The following is a 21,868-nucleotide window of genomic DNA, read 5'->3' as shown; positions in this document are numbered from 1 at the left end:
TTGCGCGCCACTACAAGATAGCCATTTCCAAATTCGGTGTTAAGGAACGATCGCTACCGCTCTCGTTGGTAAGGTCGTTCGCTGTTTTACCCGATTTGGCGTTGGTTTCTAATATCTGCCCATAGGCTCGAGCACGCCAATACTCCATGATATTGGCCAAAGGAAAACCGTAGCACTCAATAGTCTCGACGGTGAAGCCGGCGTCCTGAACCGAATGTACTAAAAGTTCTCTACTGTAGCGCCGAACATGCCCGGCCCAAACGTCGGCCGCATTCCAGCGGGATGGGTGCGCAGGCGTAGACAAGATCATTCTTCCACCGGGTTTCAGATAAGTTTGCCATTCTCTCATGGCCTCAATATCTTGCTCCAAGTGCTCAATCACTTCAAATGACATGATCAGGTCGAAGGAGTTTCTCCAATCCGGGTCAAGCTCGGCTAAGAGTGTCATAGGGCTGGCTTGAGTGTTGAGCTTATCTGCCAGTTCAAGGGCTTGCTGCGAACGATCTATGCCATAAGCTTCAAAACCCTGTTCTGCCAGTTCTGACAATAGCGCAGCCGGTCCGCACCCGATGTCAAGCACTCTGCAAGGCATCAGATTTTTGAGATGCCGCATAACCCGATCACGCCTTAGAAGATACCGTGGCGCGGGCACCCAATTGGATTGCGGCAGGGCCGGGCCAAAGTGCCTGTGATAGATGGCAGAAGCACTATGCTCTGCGGAATTAATGGCGGTATCAGTCATGTCGACCACAGTTTTATCCGGCTTGAGGTGCACAATGAAACAAGTATCCGCAAAGGGTCCGCGCGATCTCATGCGGCTGGGCCATTTTCAGTTTGTCTTCAGGCATTACCGGATAGCCCTCGTGCCTCAATTCAGCGATGGCATCCAGCAGCGCTTCGGGATTTGAATGAGGGATAAGCTTCACCCCGAGAGCTTCGGTGCCGAATGTTTCGATCATGGCAGGTGAGCTTCGGGTGATCACTGAACGCCCTGACAACAGCGCCTGATAAACCTTGTTCGGCACCACTGACGCAGCCTTGCCAGAGGCGCCAAAAATGCCGAGGCAGATGTCGGCATTTGAAATTGCCTCGGTCAGTTCCTCATAGGGAACCCACTTCTGCCAGGAGATATGATTATGCTCCGCATCCACCAGAGCTGTCTCGAGCAATAGGCGCTCTTGCCCGGTGCCAATCAGGTGCCAATTGATATCGCGACCTCGATCCGAGGTAGCTGCCGTCAATATCGTTTTAAGCCCATGCAGCGGGATGAGCTGTCCGTAAAACAACGCTCTAGTGGGACCGTCGTGGCGCGCAGGAGGAGGCAGACGCTGGAAGGATCCCGGCTCAGCTCCCACCGGCACTGCTCCAATCCTGGATTCAGGCAAATTGAAGATCCGTGCAATATGCTCGGCATGCGCCTTCGTATCGAGCAAGACATGATGCGCTGCCCGGCAGGCCAGCCATTCAGTGACCCAAAGCATCCGGCCCGGCAGTGACTTGGCCCCAACCATACTTCGATCGTTAACGACAGTGTCGTAAAGCGAAAGGAACATGTCCCAGGTGATCTGCCGCCGACGTAGCAGGGCAAAGGGCCACAACACCAATGTATCGAGCGCGCCAAGATAGGGAACCATCACTGCATCATGACGAGGCGCACGCAAATAATGCAGGATCAGAAGGGGATAGGCCAAGAGCGCGCTGAACAACACTCGGATCATCACAGCCATGTTCAATTGGCTTTTATCCGCGTGTTTGGGCCAAATCTCTGCGTGGATTTCAATTACTTCTACGCCGAGCTCTTGCAATCCAGTTCGGAGAATTCGAGTACGCGGTTTGCTAAGATCATATGTTCCCCAAAAAATCACGCGCTTGTTGCCGGGCTCAGATGGTATCGGAGTGGTGCTGACCACCCGAGGGGAAAGAGGCATATCGGCATTCATAGCGAAAGCATCCGGAAGCCGGTATAAACCTCTCGATCCAAGCTTTCTGGCGCGACCGGAGCCACACCAGTATCCCAGATCAGCCTGACAGCAACACCTTTCGGTCCGTTGATTGTTACTGCCTCTGCCGCAATGCTGAGAATGTCTCCAGATGCGACGGCACTTGTATCAATCTGTACTGGCTGGCTGGTTTCGACCCGATACCTCCCGGGGAACGGAAGTGCCAATTCAACCGGTTCGCCGGTCAGCGTCACTGATCCTCCGGCAAGCCAGATCGATCCCGAATAGTGCACATATGACTCGCGTAATATCTTGTGGTCCTCAGGCAGCAGCACAGGCTCGGCTCCATTGGCCGAACTTGGGTCCATCGTCAGCGTCAGAGCAGTTTTGTTGGCGATAAGTAGAGGCGGCTGCTGTTCTGCGATGATTTTGGCAAATACGGGCTGGCCCGCCGCCTGATAGCGTGCAACGCCCCAGCCTGACATGAAGAAACCAGGATTCGGGAAACTTGCGATCATGTGGCTGTCATCAATATAGGCGACCGGATCTGGGAACAGGCGATGAATTTCCGCAATAGTGGCGCGCTGGTTTCCTGCACGATCTTGCAGTGCTAGGGCTGCCTGGACAAAAAGCCCCGCAAGCATCACCATCACCAGTTGTGCCGAGCGTCGTGATGATCCAAGCCTCTGTGCTCCGATCGCGACGGCTACCATCAGGAGTGGGGTAGCGAAGGGGTAAAAATAGACAAAGGCATTGCGATAGATCACCACCGAGAGGAGCGGTGCAGCAAAGAGCGCAATCAGCAGTACCCGCCGAGCATTCCGACCGGCACACAGACCGATCCCCACAAGAATGATCTGTGGGAGGCTGAGCATAGCCCAACTCATGAATTCAGTTGATCGTGGGAATATGCCGCTTTTCAACAGCGTCATATTCAGCGCGTCCTTTGCATTGTTTGCCGTCTGGTTGCCTTCGGCGACGCGAAGGCCAGACGCATGCCAGAGGTAGAATGACACGCAAATGCCAGCCGCCAAGATACCCGTGATAATGATGCGCCGTACCGCTATTCGATCTTCGATCCTCCATATCAGCACGGCCAGAAATGCGGGCAGATAGAGTGCCGATTTGATCGTAACCAGTACGGCCAGAGCGCTCAGAAGCGCTGCCGCCAGTGTTTGCCAGACAGACAGGCGCGTGGTCAGCAAGATTGCAATCGAAGAAGTCAGTAACGCCGCAGCAATGGGATCGGCACGGAAACTGGCGCCATAGGCCAAAACGTAGCCTGAAGTCAGGAAACCCAGAGCAGCGATATCGGCAATTCGCTGTTCGGTAAAATACAGGGCGATACGGTGCACAGAAATTGTGGTCAGCCCGACGCATGCAACCATCACAAGCCGGGCTGCAAATATCTGTTCCATCTCATGACCCGGCAGCGCATCGAGCCATGTGAAACCATGCACGAAGAAGGTCTGCATTGGACGGTCCAATCGACCGTCGAGGAAGGCATGGACATGTGACAGGAAATAGAATTCGTCCCAATTCACATTGTGAGTATACGCCAGCACCAGCATAAACACGAAGACAACGACAATGCTCGCACGTACCACTCGATCAAGAGTGATAGCCCCTACCAATCCGGCGTTTCGCTGATCGCCTAGCGCCGGATTATCCATTCTCTACCGCCCTGACCGGGTCGAGGGAAATTACTTCAGTAGGTCTAATCGGCGCGCGCAGCAACTCTCGGGCCCGGATGTCTTCCAGCAGACTACGGTTGGTGGCGATAAGATCGGCCAGGATACCAACGGCGAACAGTATCGTGGCCATTGCCAGCAGCACACCGGACAGAACCAGCGACTGAACATGCCCGGCCCCCCCGTCTGTCGCGTAATAATAGAGAAATCGCCCAACCCCGATTAAGCCAGGCAAGGCGAATACTGCCGAAAGCGTCAGGAAGAACTTCAATGGTGCATAGATCACAAAAACGCGCAGAATAGTTCTTGCGGAGCGGGTGACATACTCTCCGATACCTCTGAACAGACGAGACGGGCGTGTTACCTTGTTGACCCGAACAGGCACCGAGGTCTTCGGGATATGTTTGCGTCCGGCCTGAATGATGGTTTCCAGAGTGTAGGTATAAGTGTTGACAACACAGAGTCGGGCAGCGGCATCTCGGGAATAGGCGCGAAATCCGCTGGGCGCATCAGGGATTTCTGACTTGCTTGCCAGTCGCACGACCCAACTGCCCAGCCGTTGAAGGGTTTTCTTCAACGGCGAGAAGCCCTCGATCTCTCTGATCGGGCGAGCGCCGACCACGATTTGTGCCTTACGCTTCAGTATCGGATCAATCAGGGCGGGAATGTCGTCTGCGCAATACTGATTGTCTGCATCGGTGTTGACGATCACATCGGCGCCCAAAGAAAGCGCATACTCGATGCCGGCACTGAACGCACGGGCGAGGCCGACATGGCTGCTCATTTCCAGAACGTGATCAGCTTTGGCATTCCAGGCGACTTCAACGGTCCGATCGGTGGAGCCGTCGTCGATGACCAGTACTTCAACTTTACTGACGCCCGGAATCGATCGGGGAATTGCCGCGATCGCTTCAGCAAGGGTTTCCTCCTCGATAAGCGCCGGTATTTAGACGACAAGCATCCTGATCATGTCATATTGACAACTATTGAGTGCAATTACATCTTATTTTGGGACAAAATTGTGTCTATAAGGGGTAATTGTTGAGCCACCTGAAACGGTTGCACGCTCCTTTAAACGATTCGTATAAACGATTCGTATGAAATCTTGATGGTTGGGGCGTCATCGGAGTCGACCGAAAACTGCTTTACTCTAAATCAGTGGATTGCGACCAGCCGTCGATCTGCTCAAATCAGCTCGACGCTGTAAATCGCTTCGAGCGATCAAGAGATCAACTCATTGGGGCCGATCAGTTTTACTCACGCCCGGCCTGGAAAATCCATTCTGTGTGAGGGTTCGCCTTCACGTCTTCCAACATTTTTAAGACCTCGGCTTTCCATCCAGCTTTGATCTTTAAAGCCAGTTGAGACGGCGGCCGATGGTTGGGTTCAAGGATCGCGTATTCATATCTGAGCGGTTTCTTGAATGGCAAAAAAGCGACCTTTCCGTCGGACAGGTTCAATTCTTGCTCGGTCACGACGGTCAGCGGATCAACGATGCTGCAACATTGCCCGGAGCTGACGAAGGGGATGAGGGGCTGAAAATACTGGCAGGTCACTGTCGGATTGTACTCAGCACCGACCTCCTCGAATTCCTGCCGGATTTTGCGCTGGAATGGGTGTGACGCATGCAAGCCGCCCATGGGCGTATCGTTCAGATCAGACAGTGTCAGCCTCTTACGCGAAGCAAGTGGGTGGGTGCGGTCAATGGCACAGAAGCAATCTGCTTTGATTAGTTCGGCAGAGTACTGCGGTTCCTTGCCCGCCGAATGTTCGAAATCAGCAAAGCCGAAGTCTATGTTCTGGGTCCCTGCAAGCTCCATAATCTGTGGTGAACTGCGGGTGGAAAGAGTGATGCGAATATCGGGGTTTTCTCCGACCGACTGGCTGATGAAACGCGGGAACAAAAAGGCGGACGGGCCGGGCATCGTTGCGATGTTCAGGCTGCCTGCATGCCCTTTGATCAACCCTTCCATTGTGCTGGAGATGGTGGCGAGACGGTCCAGAATGCCTGTGGTTTCGGCCAAAAGGTAGTGCGCTTCAGGAACCGGAACCAGGCGTCTTCCCTTGCGTTCAAACAGGGTCAGACCTAGCGTTTTTTCCAGGTTTTTCAACGCAAGGCTAATCGCCGGCTGAGTGCGATTCAGTTTCTTGGCAGTTTGCGAGATAGAGCCGGTCTCCATCACTTCGCGAAACACTGTGAGCTGCATAAGGTTCATGATGAATGTATAAATAAAACCTTAGTTTTGTGAAGTATAAAAAATTTGCATTTATGCGAATCGTCTCTACGCTGAGAAGATCGAATTCGGGAAAACCGAATCCAGCGATCCAACAACGGAGATGATTATGAAATTCGTGAAATGTTTGACCGGACTGGCCTTGGCAGGCGCGCTTGCCGCCCCTGCGCTGGCGCAGGATCCAACATTCTTCCGCATCGGGACCGGTGGCGCAGGCGGAACCTACTTCCCCATCGGCGGCACCATCGCCAACGGAATTTCTGCCCCTCCGGGATCTCGCCCGTGCGAAGAAGGTGGCCAATGTGGCGTCCCGGGCCTGATCGCAATCGCGCAATCCACGACAGCGTCGGTGTTCAACAATGCCGCAGTGCAGAATGGTGAGCTTGAGGCCGGTCTGGCCGCTGCCGATGTGACCCGTTCAATGTATCTGGGCGAAGGCAAGTTCGAAGGTAAACCTCATCCTAACCTTCGCATCGTAGCAAATCTGTTCCCCGAGGACCTGCATCTCGTGCTGCCCGCCGGTCAGACGATCAACGACCTGGGTGATCTGGAAGGCAAGCGCGTCGGTATCGCACAGGCCGGATCGGGTACGCAGGTTGCTGTTCTGCAGATGCTCGACGCCTGGGGTGTAAACCGCGACAATATGGATGAAGCCGAACTGAACAACAGTCAAAGCGCCGAGCGTTTGGCTGACGGTCAGTTAGACGCCTATTTCTACGCTGCGGGCTGGCCAGTTGCCGCGATGGTACAACTGTCGTCGACCAAAGGCATGAACCTGCATTCGTTCAGCGATGAAGATCTGGCCAAGATCAACGAGATCATTCCGGCCTATATCCCTTCGGCTATTCCGGGTGGTGTCTATGAAGGCATAGATGCGGAAACCAAGACCCCTGCGGTCAGTGCTATGCTGGTTGTGTCCTCGGATCTGTCGGAAGATCTGGTCTATCAGCTGACCAAAGCCCTGTGGAACGACAACACCCGCAAGCTACTGGACAACGGCCATGCCAAGGGTAAGCAGATCACGCCCGATACCGCGCTGGATGGTGTAGAGGCGCTGGGTGTTCCACTGCATCCGGGTGCCGAGAAGTTCTACAAAGAAGCCGGACTTCTTCAGTAAACGCAACAAACTGAACCGTATCGTCGGTGCCCCTATGTGGGGCACCGCACACTGGAACTATGCGAAATCGGGAGGCCATCATGTCCGAGACCCAGAAACTTGATGACCACGAATTGACAGCCGAGGAACTAGCGGCCATCGAGGAACAGTTCGATGAAGGTGCCGCCGTCCGGCAGGTGACGCCCACCGCTGGAAAAGTTCTCCGTGTTGTGGCCCTGATTTTAGCGTTCTACGAATTCTTCACGGCCGGATTCGGCCTGCCCGCAGACCACTGGCACATGGGCATCTACCTCGCCCTGCTGTTCATTCTGGTCTACGCCACAATCCCGATTGTCGGGGCCAAAAGCCTTTATGCCCTTAAGGTCAGCCGGTTCCGCATCGGTAACATCCCATTATATGACCTGGTTTTCATGGCGCTTGGCATCGTTGCCGCGCTTTACGTCGGTGTTGCCTGGCGCGGCATTCCGTTTCTCGGAATCGAAGAACAGACCTTCCGAATGGGCAACCCAAACAACTACGACGTGTTTCTGGGCGTCATCATCATCCTATTGGTGCTGGACATCGCGCGGCGCACGCTGGGTTGGGTACTGCCACTGATCATCTGTGTGTTCATCTCATACGCCCTGCTGGGGCCATATTTTCCCGGCCTGCTGCAGCATCCAGGCGTGAACTTCAAAACCTTCGTCTCGTCGATGTATTTCCCGCAGGAAGGTATCTACGGCGTCACGCTCTGGGTGGTTTCGACCATCGTATTCCACTTTGTTTTGTTTGGGGTCATCGCTCAGCGCACCGGGTTGGGGCAGCTGTTCATCGACAACGCGACTATACTTGCGGGCCGTTATACTGGCGGTCCGGCAAAGGTATCAGTGGTTTCCTCGGCTTTCTTTGGCACGATCTCGGGCTCATCGGTGGCCAACACCGTATCGACCGGCGCGTTGACCATTCCCAATATGAAGCGTCTCGGATACCCGGGCCATTTTGCGGGCGGGGTTGAGGCTGCGTCTTCTGCTGGTGGCCAAATCACTCCGCCGATCATGGGCGCTGCGGCCTTCATCATGGCCGAGTTCCTTGAGGTCCCCTACACCACCATTGTAATTGCGGCGATCTTTCCGGCGATCCTGCACTATGTAGGTGTGTTCGCCGTGGTGCACCTGATGGCGCGCAAGCTGAACCTGAAAGGTCTGGCGAAAGAGCAACTGCCGCAACTCAAAGCCGTCTGGGCGGAAGGTTGGGCCAATATCGTGCCACTGATCGGCCTGCTGGTGGTGCTGTTTACGGGCTACACGCCATTCATGTCCGCTTTTTGCGGTATTTCTCTGGCGGTCATCGCGGGCATGTCGCGGATCAAACAGCCGCCAACGCTGGTCTATGCCGCGGCTTTCCTGGCTTTTGTGCTTTGGAAATTTTCGGATGGCGGGTTCGACCTGACGATGACCGCAATCCTTTGTGGCCTGTCGGTTATTGCCACGCTGAATCCACAGAAACGGATTGAAGTGCCCGAGATGCTGCAGGCGGTCGAACTGGGCGTGAAGTACTCGCTGGCCGTTGGTGCCGCAGCGGCTGCGGTTGGCATCGTGGTCGGAGTGATCAACACCACTGGCATCGGCTTTCGCATTGGCTTCATGGTGACACAGGGCGCGGGCAATCTGGCTTCAGATATTTACAACATGATCTCGTTCGGCAGCTTCCAGCTGTTTGCCATGGAAGACCTGCAGCTATTCATCTCACTGGTCTTCATAGCCATCGTCTGTATCCTGATGGGCGCGGGTATCCCGACCACAGCGTTGTACATCATGCTGGTATCGGTCGCACAGCCTGCTTTGGCGCAGCTCGGCGTTCCTCCCATCGCCAGCCACCTGTTCGTGCTCTATTACGGCGTGGTGTCAGAAATCACACCACCGGTCTGTACGTCGGCCTACGCGGCTGCTGCAATTGCCAACTCGAATCCGTTCCGCACTGGCCTGTCGGCATTCACTCTTGGATTGGGCAAGGTGATTGCGCCGATGGCTTTCGTATATGCGCCAGTTCTGCTGTTCGTATCCTCAACCGGCTTCAATTTCTGGGAGTTCACTTACACCGCCGCCAGCTGTATCGCCGGGGTTATCGCGCTGTCGGCTGCGGTTGTGGGCTACTGGCTGAAACCGATGAATGTTGCGGCGCGGATTCTGATGGCCCTTGCGGGGATTATCTTTGTCGCGCCCAGCCTGACGGCAGACCTGATCGCGCTGGCCGTTGCCTCGCCTGTCATCGTCACCCAATTGATCGCGCGCAACCGCAGTCAATCTCCGGCCTGAACTGATGACAGAACAAGTGACCATCATCGGCGCAGGAATCGTCGGCATCTGTTGCGCTTTGTCGCTGCAGGAACGGGGCATTCAGGTTCGGCTGATCGATCGAGGTGAGCCGGGTCAGGAAACCTCGTTCGGGAATGCTGGTGTGGTTTCGCCTTGGTCGATCATTCCGCAAGCAATGCCCGGTATCTGGAAAATGCTGCCCAAAATGCTGCTAGACCCTAAGAGCGCGCTGTCAGTCAGGCCCAGCTTCTGGCCCAAAATGATTCCTTGGGGGTTGCGATTTCTCGGAAACTCAGGAGAAAAAACTGTTCGCGAAGTTTCGGACGCGATGGAGGTTCTTTGTCGCCCCTCCGTCGATCTGTACCGGCGTCATTTACTTGGTACCGGGCACGAGAACCTGATCACCGATAGCTATTACATCCACGCCTTTCGCCGACCAGAACAGGCTGATCTGGACGGGCTTGGATATCTTATCCGCCGAGAAAAAGGCGGCGATCTGGAACGCGTCGACGGTGACGAACTGCGCCGATTGGAGCCCGCTATGTCCGAAGCGTTCAAAGGTGCGATCGTGATCAAAGGGCAAGCGCGTGTAACCGCTCCGGGACGTGTGGGAGCGGTTTTGGCCGAAAAGGCGCAAGTGCAAGGTGCTGAGATTGTGCAAACCGAAGTCACCAAGCTTACCCCCGCGGAAGAGGGTGGTTGGCAGATTGCAACTGCGCAGGATACGCTAACCGCCAGCCATGTTGTTCTTGCGGCAGGCGTATGGTCTGCCGACCTGTTGAAACCATTGGGATTGCCTATGCCCCTCGTGGCCGAAAGGGGCTATCATGTCGAATTCCCAACCCCTGCGGTCGAACTGAACAACTCGGTCATGGATGTGGATGCAAAGGTGGTCGCAAGTTCGATGCTTGGGGGGCTTAGGGTCGCCGGTACGGCTGAATTCGGCAGCGCCGATGCACCCGCTGACCCACGGAAGAAGCAAATCCTGTCCCGACAGGCCAAGGCCATGATGCCCGAGCTTGATACAGGTGAGGCGCGGTTTTGGATGGGTCGGCGCCCGTCATTCCCGGACAGCTTGCCCGCAATCGGGCAAGTAAAAGACCAAGAGGGACTCTATGCAGCGTTCGGGCATTCTCATTACGGGCTGATGATGGCCCCGAAAACCGGCGAGCTAGTGGCGGATATCGTCTCGGATCGCATCCCGAATATCGATTTAGCACCGTATACACCAACCCGGTTTTGAACTTTCAAATCAAAAAAGGACCTGATGACAATGCCAATTTATCAAGGCGGCCAGAATATCTGCGGGGCCTCAATCGGTGTGCTTTGCCTTGAAAGCTATTTCCCAAAGCCACCGGGCCATATCAAGAACCCGTCCAGCCTGCCATTTCCGGTTCTGTATGAAATGATCGACGGGGTGACTGTCCCGAAACTTCTGAACAACCCTACGCCGGAATTGCTTGAACCCTTCATCGAAGGTGCCAGACGGCTTGAGGCCGAAGGCGTGCGCGCCATTACCGGCAGCTGTGGCTTTCTTGCGCTGTTTCAAAAGGAACTCGCGGCAGCGGTTTCTGTTCCCGTCTTTGCCTCCAGCCTGATCCAAGTGCCGCTGGCTTATCACATGACCGGCGCGAACGCTCCGGTGGGTGTTTTGACTGCAGACGCGTCTGCTTTGACCGCCCGGCATTTTGAAGGCGTCGGTGCCGCCGGTGTTCCGGTGGCGGTGAAGGGACTGGAGGACACTAGTGAATTTGCAGAAGTGATCTTGCGGAATACCCGCACCCGTATGGACACAGACCTGATCGAGGCCGAGGTCCTGAACGCAGCCCGTAGCCTGATGCTTGAGGCCCCTGATATCCGCTCGCTGGTTTTGGAGTGTACAGACCTGCCGCCCTACGCATCGCGCCTTCAGGAAGAACTGCGCCTTCCCGTGTATGATCTGACGACACTTGCGCAAATGGCACATTCCGTAGCGGCCCGCGAGCTATACTCTGGATTGATGCCCTGGCAGCGTTAGTGCGTGCCAATCAATTCGAATGAAGGAATGACATGGACCATGGCCGTAACCTCAGGATATCTGAGGTCTTGCAACAATGCCAAAGCTGCAGGAGTGCTATGTGACCATTGATCTGTCTATTTTGATGGCCGCCATTTGCCTCGGGGCAATGCTGCAGGTTGGCGTGGGCATCGGTTTCAGTATCATCGCGGGTCCCCCGATGATGATCCTGCTCGGCACCTCGACGGCGGTTCCCATATTGCTGTTGCTGAATACCCTTGTGTCAGTAGTCGCGACGGACCGTCATGTACTGAAGAACAACAAGCCACTCATTCTTAATGCGATCATCGCATGTTGTGTCGGTGTAGCTGCCGGTCTTACTGTTTATCCGTTGTTGAACGAGACATTTGTTCTGGCCTTGACGGCCTGCTTGTTGTTGATCGGCTTGATCACCACCCTGCTTCCCTTGCGCGGCACAATCGGGCGTTTTGGGTTTTCAGCCATTACAGGATTGTCCGGGCTTGCAACCGTCTGGGCGGCAACACCGGGCCCACTTATGGTGTTTGGTTTGATCGCAAAGGGCCGTTCAGCAAAAGAGGTGGCCAAGCTGGTGCAACCTATCGCGCTGGTGGCTTATGGCATTGCATTCCTGTTGCACAGCCTGTCCGAAACGCAGGCCATCACATACGGGCCGCAACTGCTCGGCTTTGTCATAATCACGCTGGTAGGCAGCCTGCTTGGACGGGCAGGGGGCCCTTACTTGCCGCAATCGGTCGTCATAGCCGCGATCCGCGTGGTTTCTTTCATCGCTTGCTGTGTCCTGTTCCAGCGCGCCTATATGATTGCATAATCCCGGGAGGTACACGATGCAACGAAACGACAATCTGGAGAGATTTCCTCGCGCCCGGCTTATGTCGGGCCCGACACCTCTGGAACGTTTGGACAGGTTGTCAGCGGAATTGGGGATCGATCTCTGGCTCAAGCGCGATGATCTGACGGAGCTTGTGTTTGGCGGCAATAAAACACGGCAGCTCGAGTTCTACCTCGGCGATGCTCAGCAACAAGGTGCCGATACCATTCTAATCACCGGTGCTGTTCAGTCCAATTTTGTCCGATCTGCAGCAGCGGCGGCCGCTAAGCTGGGCATGCAATCCGTGCTTCAATTAGAAGAGCGTGTCCCAGATATGGACGAAGAGTATTACAGGTCCGGGAACGTATTTTTGGCACAGATTCTGGGTGCCGAGCATATGAGCTATCCCGAGGGCGAAGACGAAGTTGGGGCCGACGCGGCATTGCACGCGCGTGCTGACGAATTGAAGGCCCAAGGCCGCACGCCATACGTCATTCATCTGGGCTTGAATCATCCACCTCTGGGGGCGTTGGGCTATGTCGTTGGCGGACAGGAATTGTGCGCCCAGATGCCCAATTTCGATGCGGTGGTTGTGCCGTCAGGCAGTGGTGCTACGCATGGCGGTTTGCTAACCGGTCTAGCACTGGAAGGCAGCACGGCCCCGGTATTTGGAATATGCGTGCGCAGAGATCGCGAGAAGCAACACGCCCGCATGATGATCGTTCTACAGAAACTTGCAAACTTGCTGGATGTTGATGCCGCTCAATTGCGGGCGCGGATCGATGTCTATGACGATGCATTGCCGCCAGGTTACGGCAAAGTGAACGCAAGAACGCGTGCCGCACTGGAAAAAATGGCACGGACCGAAGGGGTTTTCCTCGACCCGGTTTATTCCGCCAAGACATTCGCCGGTTTGATGCATCTGGTTGAAAGCCAGAAGATTAAACCTGGTCAGAAGGTCATTCTGCTGCACACCGGCGGGCTGCCGGCCCTTTTTGGATATCAAAATGAACTGGCGGACAATCTGACTTGAATGAACCTCGGCCTCGGAATGCCGGCTTCTGATCTATGGCTCCCATTGGCATTTCAACGCTTGTGCCGTGGGCAGCTCAAATCACTGCTAAATTCAACAATGAGAAAGTACAAGTTATGACAATCACCCGCATCGAAACCGGTCAGCGCATGAGCCGGATCGTCAAACACAACGGCGTTGCCTACCTGTGCGGTCAGACTTCGGACGCGCCGACCGTGGCAGATCAGACGCAGGACATTCTGGCCAAGGTTGAGGATCTTTTGCAAAAGGCAGGCAGCGACAAGACCCGCATCCTAAAATGCGAAATCTGGTTGGCGGATATGGCAGACTTTGCCGAGATGAATGCCGTTTGGGACGCTTGGGTGCCCGAAGGCCACGCGCCCGCCCGCGCCTGCGGAGAATCCAAGCTCGCCCGTGATGTATTGAAGGTCGAAATGATCGTGACGGCAGCTTACGACTGAGCGGCGGCTGATTGCGGTTAATAGGGTAGGTTTTCTGGACCTTTGCAAGTCCAGTCCCTCGGAGATTGAGCTATTCATGGTCTAGAAAACACCCTAGGTCTTCGCTTCTGGGTTCGCGTGCCCACATTTGCGTCTCTGAAAGCGATTGCTGACGGGAGATGACGGCGATGCGTTAGTTTCGCAGTTTTACCACCAACTGGCATGTAATGAGCCCCCGTTGGGTTCTTATCGATTGCCCAAAGTCACTGTCGTGGATTCAAATCCTTACGCATCCTGGGTGAGTCAAGAAACAACACAGGATAAATAGCGCTATTCGAGTGTTATCTCAGATCATTTTGGCCGATTCAGGACTTCGCTATGCTGCTGTTAATACAGCAAATTATTGCTTTCCGAATTTGACCAAATAGCTGCGGCGCGTATTGCATCGACTTGCAACGAAACGAGCGATCAACTCTTTCTCTTTGCAAGATACGTCCAGGTTGGTCCGGCAGTTTCCCCTGATCCATCCGGCAAAGGAATACGCATCAACTTCTGCGCCAGAGACTTGATGTCATACATTGCTGGGACCAGTGACCTTAGCGCAGTCTTGTCCGTGTTGAACGCAATGTGCAGACCATCAAGCAGGCCGGACCAGGCCGCGTTAAATTCGGCAGATATTTCTTCGATCTCTGGCGCGTTCTTGAAGTCTTTTTCGGACGGATCATCCCGCATCGGGGATACCGCGCTCCAATCGACGATGAGGTCGCCACCGGTGGGCGGGCCGTCTATGCTGTCATCTGGTTTATAATACCGGCTGTGCAGGATTTCGTTGAACTTGAAATAGTGCGCAACATCCTCGCGGTGGTCAGGGCCAGGGATCATGTCTTTGTCACCAGCTCTGTGACCAAGGTCTGCGCCTTCCCCTTCATCCATGATTTTCTTTATCGCCTTCAGCGCGGCCTTACGGCGCTGCGACGGGGTACCAATCACCTCGATCACCTCACCTCCAGCTCCGAAATAGTCGGCGTTGGTGATTTGTCGTACCTCATTACCGGTAAAAATCGCGGCATCCCCATAAGTATTACAGGCTTTGCGCAACCTTTCCCGGATGTAGATGTAAAAACCTCCGATCGTATGATAATCACCGCTTTTCGCAGCTCTTTCATCTTTTGGTGCCGTTTCAACCGCACGAAAGCTCTTTATTTGGTCTGGTGTAAACCTGCGCAGATAAACAGTTGGACCGCGGCCGTTTAGCAGTGGCTGGGGGTATTTGGGCAGCAGCTTAGGATTGTTCAGCTCCGGAGTTCCGCCAATTGAATTCATGACATTCGCCGCAAGAACCATGTGGAGCATTTCTTCGACCATAACCTGCCGGATCACTTCGATGGGTTCGGCGTTTACGATTGTTGGCTCAGACCGGTCATACTGGCCTTGTTCGAGGATCGAATAACACGCAGTCGCATAGGGAGGAATGGTAGTGAGTTCAAGAATAAGCGCGTCCTGAAACAGTTTACACAGTGTCGCGCGCTCTTTCTCCAGTTTGTCTTTCGAGGTCATTTTGCCCCCCCTTTCCGAACAGCATCCGATATTGCTCTGGAGGCTCGGTAAGCCATTGCCGACATCGTGAGTGTCGGGTTCGATGTTGCGATTGTTGGCATCGATCCGGCGCCTACCATCCACAAATTGTCGTGATCCCAGGTTCGCATTACGTCATTAGTCACCGAATTGCGCGGGTGCGTTCCGATCCGATGGGTTCCGACAAGATGACCTGCGCCAAAGAACGTATATCCCCGGCCGTCATAGGTGAAATATCCGGCGTCAGACGGATTGTAGGCCGTGTGGTTTCGAATACCCAGGCGCTGAAAAATCTGCGTGCAGGTGTCGTACGCCGTCGCCAAACCGGCCCGCGAATAGTCATCCAGATCATAGCTGATCACAGGGCGATATTCACCCATCGGAGTGCGATAGGCGGGATCAATCGTGACTCGGTTGGTCGAGCGGGGCAGTTGTTCGACCATCGTACCGATGCGAACCTGTCTTTGAACATCGTGATATAATTGGTCACGAAGCGCTTTGCCAAAGAGGTTCTCCTGTTCAACAAAGCGCGCCACATCCGTGTTTGGGGCCCCGGTGGCAAAGTTCCAGCCCCAGTTTCCGATCTCGAGCCTATGTGCGGCAGTTCTGTCACGAAAGGTCCCGTCCCGGAAATTGGCGTAGCTTGACGTCGATCCCGGCCCACGAAACGGACCAACTGGCTCGGGCGCGGAGCCCCAAGTCATCATGTAGGGATGATCCATCAGGTTGCGGCCCAATTCGCCGCTGGTCCGACAAATCTCGGAAGCCAGTGCAAGAGTTACGTTTTCCACCGCTCCACCGGCAAGGACGTATTGTTTGCCTTTGGCACGGCGCAGTTCGTATTGCGCGACGCCGGGGAAAGGGTACTTCTTGTAAACGATACCCGAAACCCGACCGCTTTCGGCAAGTTCGACCTTGGACGCCACGGCTTGCGTGATTGTCTTCATGTGATGTTTGCGGAGATGCCTGGCATCATCCAGCGTTTTCATCGCATTGTATTTTGCCTGGATTGGGCAGATCGGGATGCAGCTTGAGTTGCCCTCGCAGCGTTGGCCCATATAAGCAAATGGACCGGTCGATCCTCGCGGGCGAAACTGATGCCGCATCTTGCGGCCCACGGGTATGCCATTGGCATTCTTTGGCTTACGCGGGGTTGAGTTGCGGCCTTGCGGCGTGCGTGAGACTTTCAGTTTGACCGTGTCTTTAGGGTCTTCGCCAATTTCAATGGGCATGCCGTCTGCCCGGGCAAAGAACCCGTCGATATAAGACGAGGGTATCGAGTGCATGGGGAAGTCATATCCTTTGGCAAAGTACCCACGGTTATCATGCTTGCCCGAGGTCTTTATTCCCAGCGCTCTGGGTGTCTGTTCCTCGGCGTCTGCTGAGACGCCGATTTCCCACTCGGCTCTTTCATAGTCGGATCGAATATCCTTGTAGCCAAATGGCCAATCGACCCCCTGGCCGAACCTGCTCTGCATTTCGAAATCTGCGGGCATCATCCGAAGGCTGGTGCCCAGCCAATGCAAGGAGGTTCCGCCATAGGCACGCAGATAGTTGCTGCCGAAGGGCAACGGGCCACGTTGAACAAAGTACCCGTTCGTGTCCGGTTCGGTGCCGCGAACCGCCGTGATGTCCAGCACCGAAGGTGACGGCAAAGTCGGCAGATCCGGATAGGGTGAGTTCGGTGTTTTCGCCAACGAGAGGTAGTACTGATCCAGATAGGATCGGTAGGTCTCCCACGTTTTGCCATGATCCGCACCGGCCTCGAGGATCAGAACAGTGTGCCCTGCTGACACAAGCTCTTTCGCCAGAATGGCACCGGAAAATCCTGCCCCTACAATGACCACATCATAAGTTCTGTCGTCGTCTGTAATCGCGTTCATTGGCCCGCCTCCCGTTTCCGAGGAGGTTCAAGCGCCCAAGCACCAAAACCCTGCTGCTTTGCCCCCATGGGATGGGCACCGATGGCGTCCCAGACCAACCCTTCCTTGTACGAGCGTGTCGAGATGATCTTGACCACATCAAAGCGAGAAGCGCCGTAGCTTTCGCGCCATTCTTGCGAAAGTGGGACCCACTGACCCGTGTACCAAAGCTGAATCAGCGAACGCGCAATCGGGCCAAGGCACCTGTCCGACAGATAAGTTTGGCGGATAATCTGATCATCGTCCCCTTGCCCGAGGGATTGAGCGTGAGACAGAAACCGGCTCAAAATCTCTTCTGGTAGAACCTGTCGGAATTGATGCCAGTATTCCCCGGTGCACCCGGTCCCTTGCAACTCGGCACTATTGTAACCCGTCAATGCCGCGCTGACCGTCAGGAAGGCTTGATGGGCGGGACTGTTGTCATGCTGTGACATGGCGGTCTCCATCAATGGCATCCACGTAGAACCCGCGCGGCTCGAAGCAGGCGGGGGGGCTTTCAAAAACCTGTGCGGCGACAGGGGTGAAGTCGGTGAACAACCGATGCATGTCCCGTGTCATAGAGAAATCGTTGTTGCCGAGTTTCAGTTTGAATGTCTTGGCGATGCGCTTGCCGTCCTTGTTGTCCAGCATTGCAGTTTCGAAGAGGCCCGAGATTGTCCAGCGGGTCCAAACAGTACGGCCAAGGCCGGTCGCGAATTCTGGGATCGGAGTGCAATTTGTTGTCGTCCACTGATTACCACTGAGCTTTCCCAAATCGGCGGTCAAATCGTAGACGATGGTTTGCGGGTCGTCGGGGTTGACCAATTGAATCCACCAGGATTTCGGAGAGATTGGCGGATGGCCTTTCATCTTGGCGTTCAGCGACGGCACTTTGTAATTGAACTGCCCCAGAAACTTGGGCTCGCCAAAGGCCTGACGCCCAGCCTTGACAGCAACCGCATTGTCTGCGGCTACGTGTATTCGCAGATGCCCGATGGTCTTGGTCTGATCGCGGCCGTGCAGATACTCGGTCAGGGACATCTTCGGAACGCCGGGCACCCGGTTCGAAGGGTAAGCCAGAAGGTTAAATTCAACCTCGTTCACAAAGCCCAAGGAATTGTCATAGTGGGCGGTGTAGCGTTGAAAATTCAATAGAATGACAGCTTTGTTCTTTCCATTTTCATCGGGGAACTCCGCCACGCACAATCCTGTACCCTTGACGAAGGGTTTGGCGGCTTCGACCGAGGTATACCAATACATCCATTGGCATTGCAGAGAGGCATAATAGAAGGGAAATGTATCAAACTGCTTGGGCAGTTTTGGCATGACACCGGTGACATTCGTCTGATGGCAGCGGTCACCTTTTGATTTCTTCTTAGTCATAATGGCTATGTCCTCCCGACTGGCTTTGACTATCTCGTATTTTTCAAATGTCCTGTGATGAGCTCTCCGTTTTTGCAGTTCCAAGTTTATTCAGAATAGCGCGTGTCTCGGCCAAATCCGGACCATCGAACCCGGCGACTTCTTCAACCGCTTTTTTGATCCGGTTCAGGCAATCGGGGGGTGGATCAAGCTTTGCCAGCTCTTTGATCGTACGCAGCAGTGGACCAAAATGCCCGCGGTCCAGCGCCAAACTGACAGCCTGCTCGAAATGATCGATACACGCTTCTTCATGACCTTGGGCAAGCGACAGACGTCCTCTTAGCCGGGTCAAACCGACAATCCAGAATTGTTCCCCCCCACCCAACGTGATCTGCTCGGCTTCGTCCAAAAGCTCTTCTGCGAGTTCGAGATGTCCGTGCAGGATGGCCGCGTCTGCATAAAGATACAGAAAGAAACTCAACCCCAGCCGGCAGCCGGTATCCCGCCATTCCTGAAGACCAAGTTCGATTTCCTTCAGCGCGCCGTCGCCCAACTCGTTCCGGCGTGCCCATCCGTTCATGATCCGCGCCCATCCACGCCAGAACTGAAACGAGTACTCCTCTGACAGCGCAATCAGATTGGCCGAGCTTTCCAGTACAAGGTCTTCATCGCCGCGGAACTGCGAGATCCAACCCAGAAATGCATTTGCAAAGGATTGACTGAAGGGATGCGCTGTTTCTTCCGCGTGAAGCACGGCCTTTTCGATCGCGTCCAAAGCGCTTTTCGTGTCGCCCGACAACCAGCAAGACAGCGCACGATATCCCTGAAGCGCGACGGATAGATCAACGACGTCAAAATCCAGCCCCATGAACCGGTGCTCAAGCGACAGATTGACATCAATCCCTGCCTGCAGATGCGTTAGGGCGTCCTGCGGCTGGCCAAGATATGTCTGCAGCGAGCCAAGTGATCTCTCGGCGGATACAATGGCAAGAGGGCTTTTCAGATCCTGACAAAGCGACACCAGGCGATCCGCATTCTGTTTCGATACAGCATATTCGCCCCCCAGCATTGTCGATCGGAACTGGCCATAGACGACTTTGAACAACCGCTCTGTTTCGCCGTATTCACGACACAAGGTTTGTGCCCGGGCATATGCGGAAAGGACCGAATTGTGTGCGTATCCTCGTACAAACGCCAAAGGAACCGCGATGGTGATTTGCAGATCAATCTCGCGCCGGTCGCGGTCTTGCGACGCAGGCAGTTCCTGCAGACATTCCAGGGCGTGCTGCAGATGGGTGATGGCCTCAACATTTGCAGAATGATCCAATGCCTGGCGCGCGGCCCGCATAAGGTTGAGCTCGGCCGCCAAATAATCACCGGCCCGCCAATAGTGATGGCCCAGAATCTCTGGCTCGTGTTTAACAATTTCCTTGTAGTTCTCTTCAAGAACCGCCGCGATTTGACCGTGCCATCTGGACGCTGTCGAACGCAGCATGGATTGATACGCCGCATCCTGTACCAAGGCGTGACGGAACCGATATGTGTCTTCCACGCCTCTCAGCCCGGCGGGAACAATCAACTCTGTTTCAAGTAGCTGCTCCAGCGCTCTGGTGATTTCCTGATCGCTCCATTTCAAAACGTGGCTAAGCAGGTTTCTTTCAAAGTTGCGCCCGATTGCAGCAGCGACCTGCACGATTTCGCGGCTGGCGGATAATCGGTCCAGCCTGGCCATCAAGGAATCCTGCAGAGACTCCGGAATCGCCATGGACAACTCGGCCTTACTTTGCCCCCGGCTTGCCAGCAGACCGGATTCCATTGCCATTTTGGTCAGTTCTTCGACAAACAGCGGCACGCCATCGGTTCGGTCTGCCAACTGGGTCAGAACCTCATCCGAAGGCCGGATCCCCGAAATGCTTTCAACCAGTTTGAAGATATCGCGCCGGACCAGACGGTTCAGCTCCAAGGTGGTGACATGTGACTGGTTTCGCCAGGGTGACTGGAATTCACTGCGGGCGGTCATCAAGACCAGGCAGCGTCTACTTGATAGTTGTTCAACCCATCCGTCGACAAACTCAAGCGTGGAAGCATCGAACCAATGTACGTCGTCCAGCAACAACATCAGCGGTGAAGATTGTTCTAATCCTGCGCAAAGCCGCAGCAACGCTTCGATCAACGCACCCTTTTCCCGTTCAGGCGCCATTGGTTCAGCCGGGATTGAAGTGTCTTCCAGCGCCACTAGGCGCAGAATGGGCATAACACAGTCAGGATCATCGAGACCGAGTTCAGACAAAAACCCGATGATCTTAGCTCGGTTCTGTTCTGGAGTCTCATCAGGTGTCATTCCGGTCAACGCCGTAAGCGCGTTTTTTATCGGGTAAAATGCGCTGCTTTGATGAAGCGGTGAGCCGAACAGAATGAATTGCGACGCATCTTCTTCGGCCAGATCATCGCTCAACCCAAAGGCGATCTTAGACTTTCCGACACCCGCATCGCCGGTCAGCAACAGCACTTGCCCTTCACCTTCCAGCGCACCCTCCCACCGAGATCGGACCAAGGCAATTTCCGCCGTCCGACCGATGGTTGGTGTTTTGTCGTGTGAAAAGTCTTTGCGCCCCGTTTCGAACCCCAAAACCTTCTGCCGGGCCTCAAACAGCTCTAGCGGAGCGCTAATCCCTGCCAATTGCGGCGCGCCCAAAGACACAAAGTCGAGCCGTTCACCAATCAGGCGTCGCGTCACCTCGGAGATCACGACTTGCCCGACCTCGGCAACGGACTGAATACGGGCCGCCACGTTCGGTGTGTCTCCGAACAGCCACATCTTTTCGTCCAATGAAGAGCTGTTGGCGGTGCCAACAACAACGGGTCCAGTGTGAATTCCGATACGAACGTTGGTCGCAACCGGCTGGCTGGAAAATCCAACTTCAATACCCTCTGCCATCTGGGTAATTTCAAGCGCGCACAGCGCGGCCGAATAGTGACTCGCCTCTTGCGCGACGGGGTAACCAAAGACAGCTACAACACCATCACCCGCATAGTTTGCGATCTCACCGCCAAATTTCGCAACCGTGCTACCGACCAGATCGCGATATTGGGTGATAAGCTCACGATAGTCTTCGGGATCAAATTTTTCGGACAACGCGGTAGAACCAACCAGATCGCAGAACATGACGGTTAGTTGCCGTCGTTCCGCAACATTTTCGGGTGCGGGCGTTAGTGGCGGTGAATTGTCTGGCTCTGAGTTTTTGACCGACGCTGATCCGACCAAAGACGCACCGCAGGCCGTGCAGAACTTTGCCTTTCGCAAAGCTGGGGCTCCGCACGCTGTACACGTAAGGGACAGGGCGTTTCCACAGCTTTGGCAATATTTCGATCCGGCAGGATTGGCCGAACCACAATTTGGGCAATTAACGTCAGGACTTACCAAAATGGTCGCCT

17 protein-coding genes are annotated in these 21,868 nt (G+C 54.9%); 7 read left to right on the top strand and 10 right to left on the bottom strand.

The window, feature by feature from the left end:
* Positions 1–10 precede the first annotated feature (10 nt).
* The 5 genes from ACR0L9_RS10060 to ACR0L9_RS10040 form a co-directional block, all read right to left on the bottom strand.
* The gene (locus tag ACR0L9_RS10060; RefSeq protein WP_480895552.1) at positions 11–742 is read right to left on the bottom strand and encodes a class I SAM-dependent methyltransferase; all 732 of its coding nucleotides are present in this window, start codon (positions 740–742) and stop codon (positions 11–13) included.
* 13 nt (positions 743–755) lie between these two features.
* The gene (locus ACR0L9_RS10055; protein ID WP_480895551.1) at positions 756–1,718 is read right to left on the bottom strand and encodes a glycosyltransferase; all 963 of its coding nucleotides are present in this window, start codon (positions 1,716–1,718) and stop codon (positions 756–758) included.
* A gap of 218 nt (positions 1,719–1,936) precedes the next feature.
* Positions 1,937–3,613: a hypothetical protein gene (locus ACR0L9_RS10050; RefSeq protein ID WP_480895550.1), complete on the bottom strand. Its 1,677-nt coding sequence runs from the start codon at positions 3,611–3,613 to the stop codon at positions 1,937–1,939.
* Positions 3,606–4,565 carry a glycosyltransferase family 2 protein gene (locus ACR0L9_RS10045; protein WP_480895758.1) on the bottom strand — a complete coding sequence of 320 codons (960 nt, stop codon included), beginning with the start codon at positions 4,563–4,565 and terminating at the stop codon, positions 3,606–3,608. Before ACR0L9_RS10045 ends, ACR0L9_RS10050 begins: the two co-directional genes overlap by 8 nt.
* A gap of 319 nt (positions 4,566–4,884) precedes the next feature.
* Complete coding sequence (locus ACR0L9_RS10040; RefSeq protein ID WP_480568246.1) at positions 4,885–5,847, bottom strand: LysR family transcriptional regulator; 963 nt, start codon at positions 5,845–5,847, stop codon at positions 4,885–4,887.
* A gap of 127 nt (positions 5,848–5,974) precedes the next feature.
* Here ACR0L9_RS10040 and ACR0L9_RS10035 point away from each other — a divergent pair, with 127 nt between their 5' ends.
* From ACR0L9_RS10035 to ACR0L9_RS10005, 7 genes are all read left to right on the top strand, one after another.
* Positions 5,975–6,982 carry a TAXI family TRAP transporter solute-binding subunit gene (locus ACR0L9_RS10035; RefSeq protein WP_170394045.1) on the top strand — a complete coding sequence of 336 codons (1,008 nt, stop codon included), beginning with the start codon at positions 5,975–5,977 and terminating at the stop codon, positions 6,980–6,982.
* An 80-nt stretch (positions 6,983–7,062) separates the two neighbouring features.
* Positions 7,063–9,276, top strand: a complete 2,214-nt coding sequence (locus ACR0L9_RS10030; protein WP_480751521.1) for a TRAP transporter permease — start codon at positions 7,063–7,065, stop codon at positions 9,274–9,276.
* A gap of 4 nt (positions 9,277–9,280) precedes the next feature.
* On the top strand, positions 9,281–10,519 hold the full coding sequence (locus tag ACR0L9_RS10025) for an FAD-dependent oxidoreductase (RefSeq protein WP_170818301.1): 1,239 nt from the start codon (positions 9,281–9,283) through the stop codon (positions 10,517–10,519).
* Between the two features lie 30 nt (positions 10,520–10,549).
* On the top strand, positions 10,550–11,293 hold the full coding sequence (locus tag ACR0L9_RS10020) for an aspartate/glutamate racemase family protein (protein WP_170596466.1): 744 nt from the start codon (positions 10,550–10,552) through the stop codon (positions 11,291–11,293).
* Positions 11,294–11,369: 76 nt separating this feature from the next.
* On the top strand, positions 11,370–12,122 hold the full coding sequence (locus ACR0L9_RS10015) for a TSUP family transporter (protein WP_170818303.1): 753 nt from the start codon (positions 11,370–11,372) through the stop codon (positions 12,120–12,122).
* Between the two features lie 16 nt (positions 12,123–12,138).
* Positions 12,139–13,155 carry a D-cysteine desulfhydrase family protein gene (locus tag ACR0L9_RS10010; RefSeq protein WP_480895549.1) on the top strand — a complete coding sequence of 339 codons (1,017 nt, stop codon included), beginning with the start codon at positions 12,139–12,141 and terminating at the stop codon, positions 13,153–13,155.
* A 116-nt stretch (positions 13,156–13,271) separates the two neighbouring features.
* Positions 13,272–13,616, top strand: coding sequence for a RidA family protein (locus ACR0L9_RS10005; protein ID WP_170394035.1), 345 nt, complete (start codon positions 13,272–13,274; stop codon positions 13,614–13,616).
* Between the two features lie 447 nt (positions 13,617–14,063).
* Here the strand turns inward: ACR0L9_RS10005 and ACR0L9_RS10000 are convergent, their stop codons facing one another.
* Genes ACR0L9_RS10000 through ACR0L9_RS09980 form a run of 5 tightly spaced genes read right to left on the bottom strand, consistent with a single transcriptional unit; the run spans position 14,064 to position 21,857 of the window.
* Positions 14,064–15,152: a ferritin-like domain-containing protein gene (locus ACR0L9_RS10000; RefSeq protein ID WP_480895548.1), complete on the bottom strand. Its 1,089-nt coding sequence runs from the start codon at positions 15,150–15,152 to the stop codon at positions 14,064–14,066.
* Positions 15,149–17,053, bottom strand: coding sequence for a GMC family oxidoreductase (locus ACR0L9_RS09995; protein WP_480895547.1), 1,905 nt, complete (start codon positions 17,051–17,053; stop codon positions 15,149–15,151). The genes ACR0L9_RS10000 and ACR0L9_RS09995 overlap by 4 nt, the downstream gene beginning before the upstream one ends.
* Complete coding sequence (locus ACR0L9_RS09990; RefSeq protein WP_170511783.1) at positions 17,050–17,526, bottom strand: hypothetical protein; 477 nt, start codon at positions 17,524–17,526, stop codon at positions 17,050–17,052. Before ACR0L9_RS09990 ends, ACR0L9_RS09995 begins: the two co-directional genes overlap by 4 nt.
* Complete coding sequence (locus ACR0L9_RS09985; RefSeq protein ID WP_480895546.1) at positions 17,513–18,454, bottom strand: hypothetical protein; 942 nt, start codon at positions 18,452–18,454, stop codon at positions 17,513–17,515. The genes ACR0L9_RS09990 and ACR0L9_RS09985 overlap by 14 nt, the downstream gene beginning before the upstream one ends.
* 43 nt (positions 18,455–18,497) lie before the next feature.
* A complete protein-coding gene (locus tag ACR0L9_RS09980) occupies positions 18,498–21,857 on the bottom strand; it encodes an adenylate/guanylate cyclase domain-containing protein (RefSeq protein WP_480895545.1) in 3,360 nt (1,119 codons plus the stop codon).
* Positions 21,858–21,868: the final 11 nt, after the last annotated feature.

The organism is Ruegeria sp. I3 (assembly GCF_056532525.1).
Note: the sequence above shows the minus strand (reverse complement) of the source record. Positions and strands in the feature narration are given on the sequence as shown.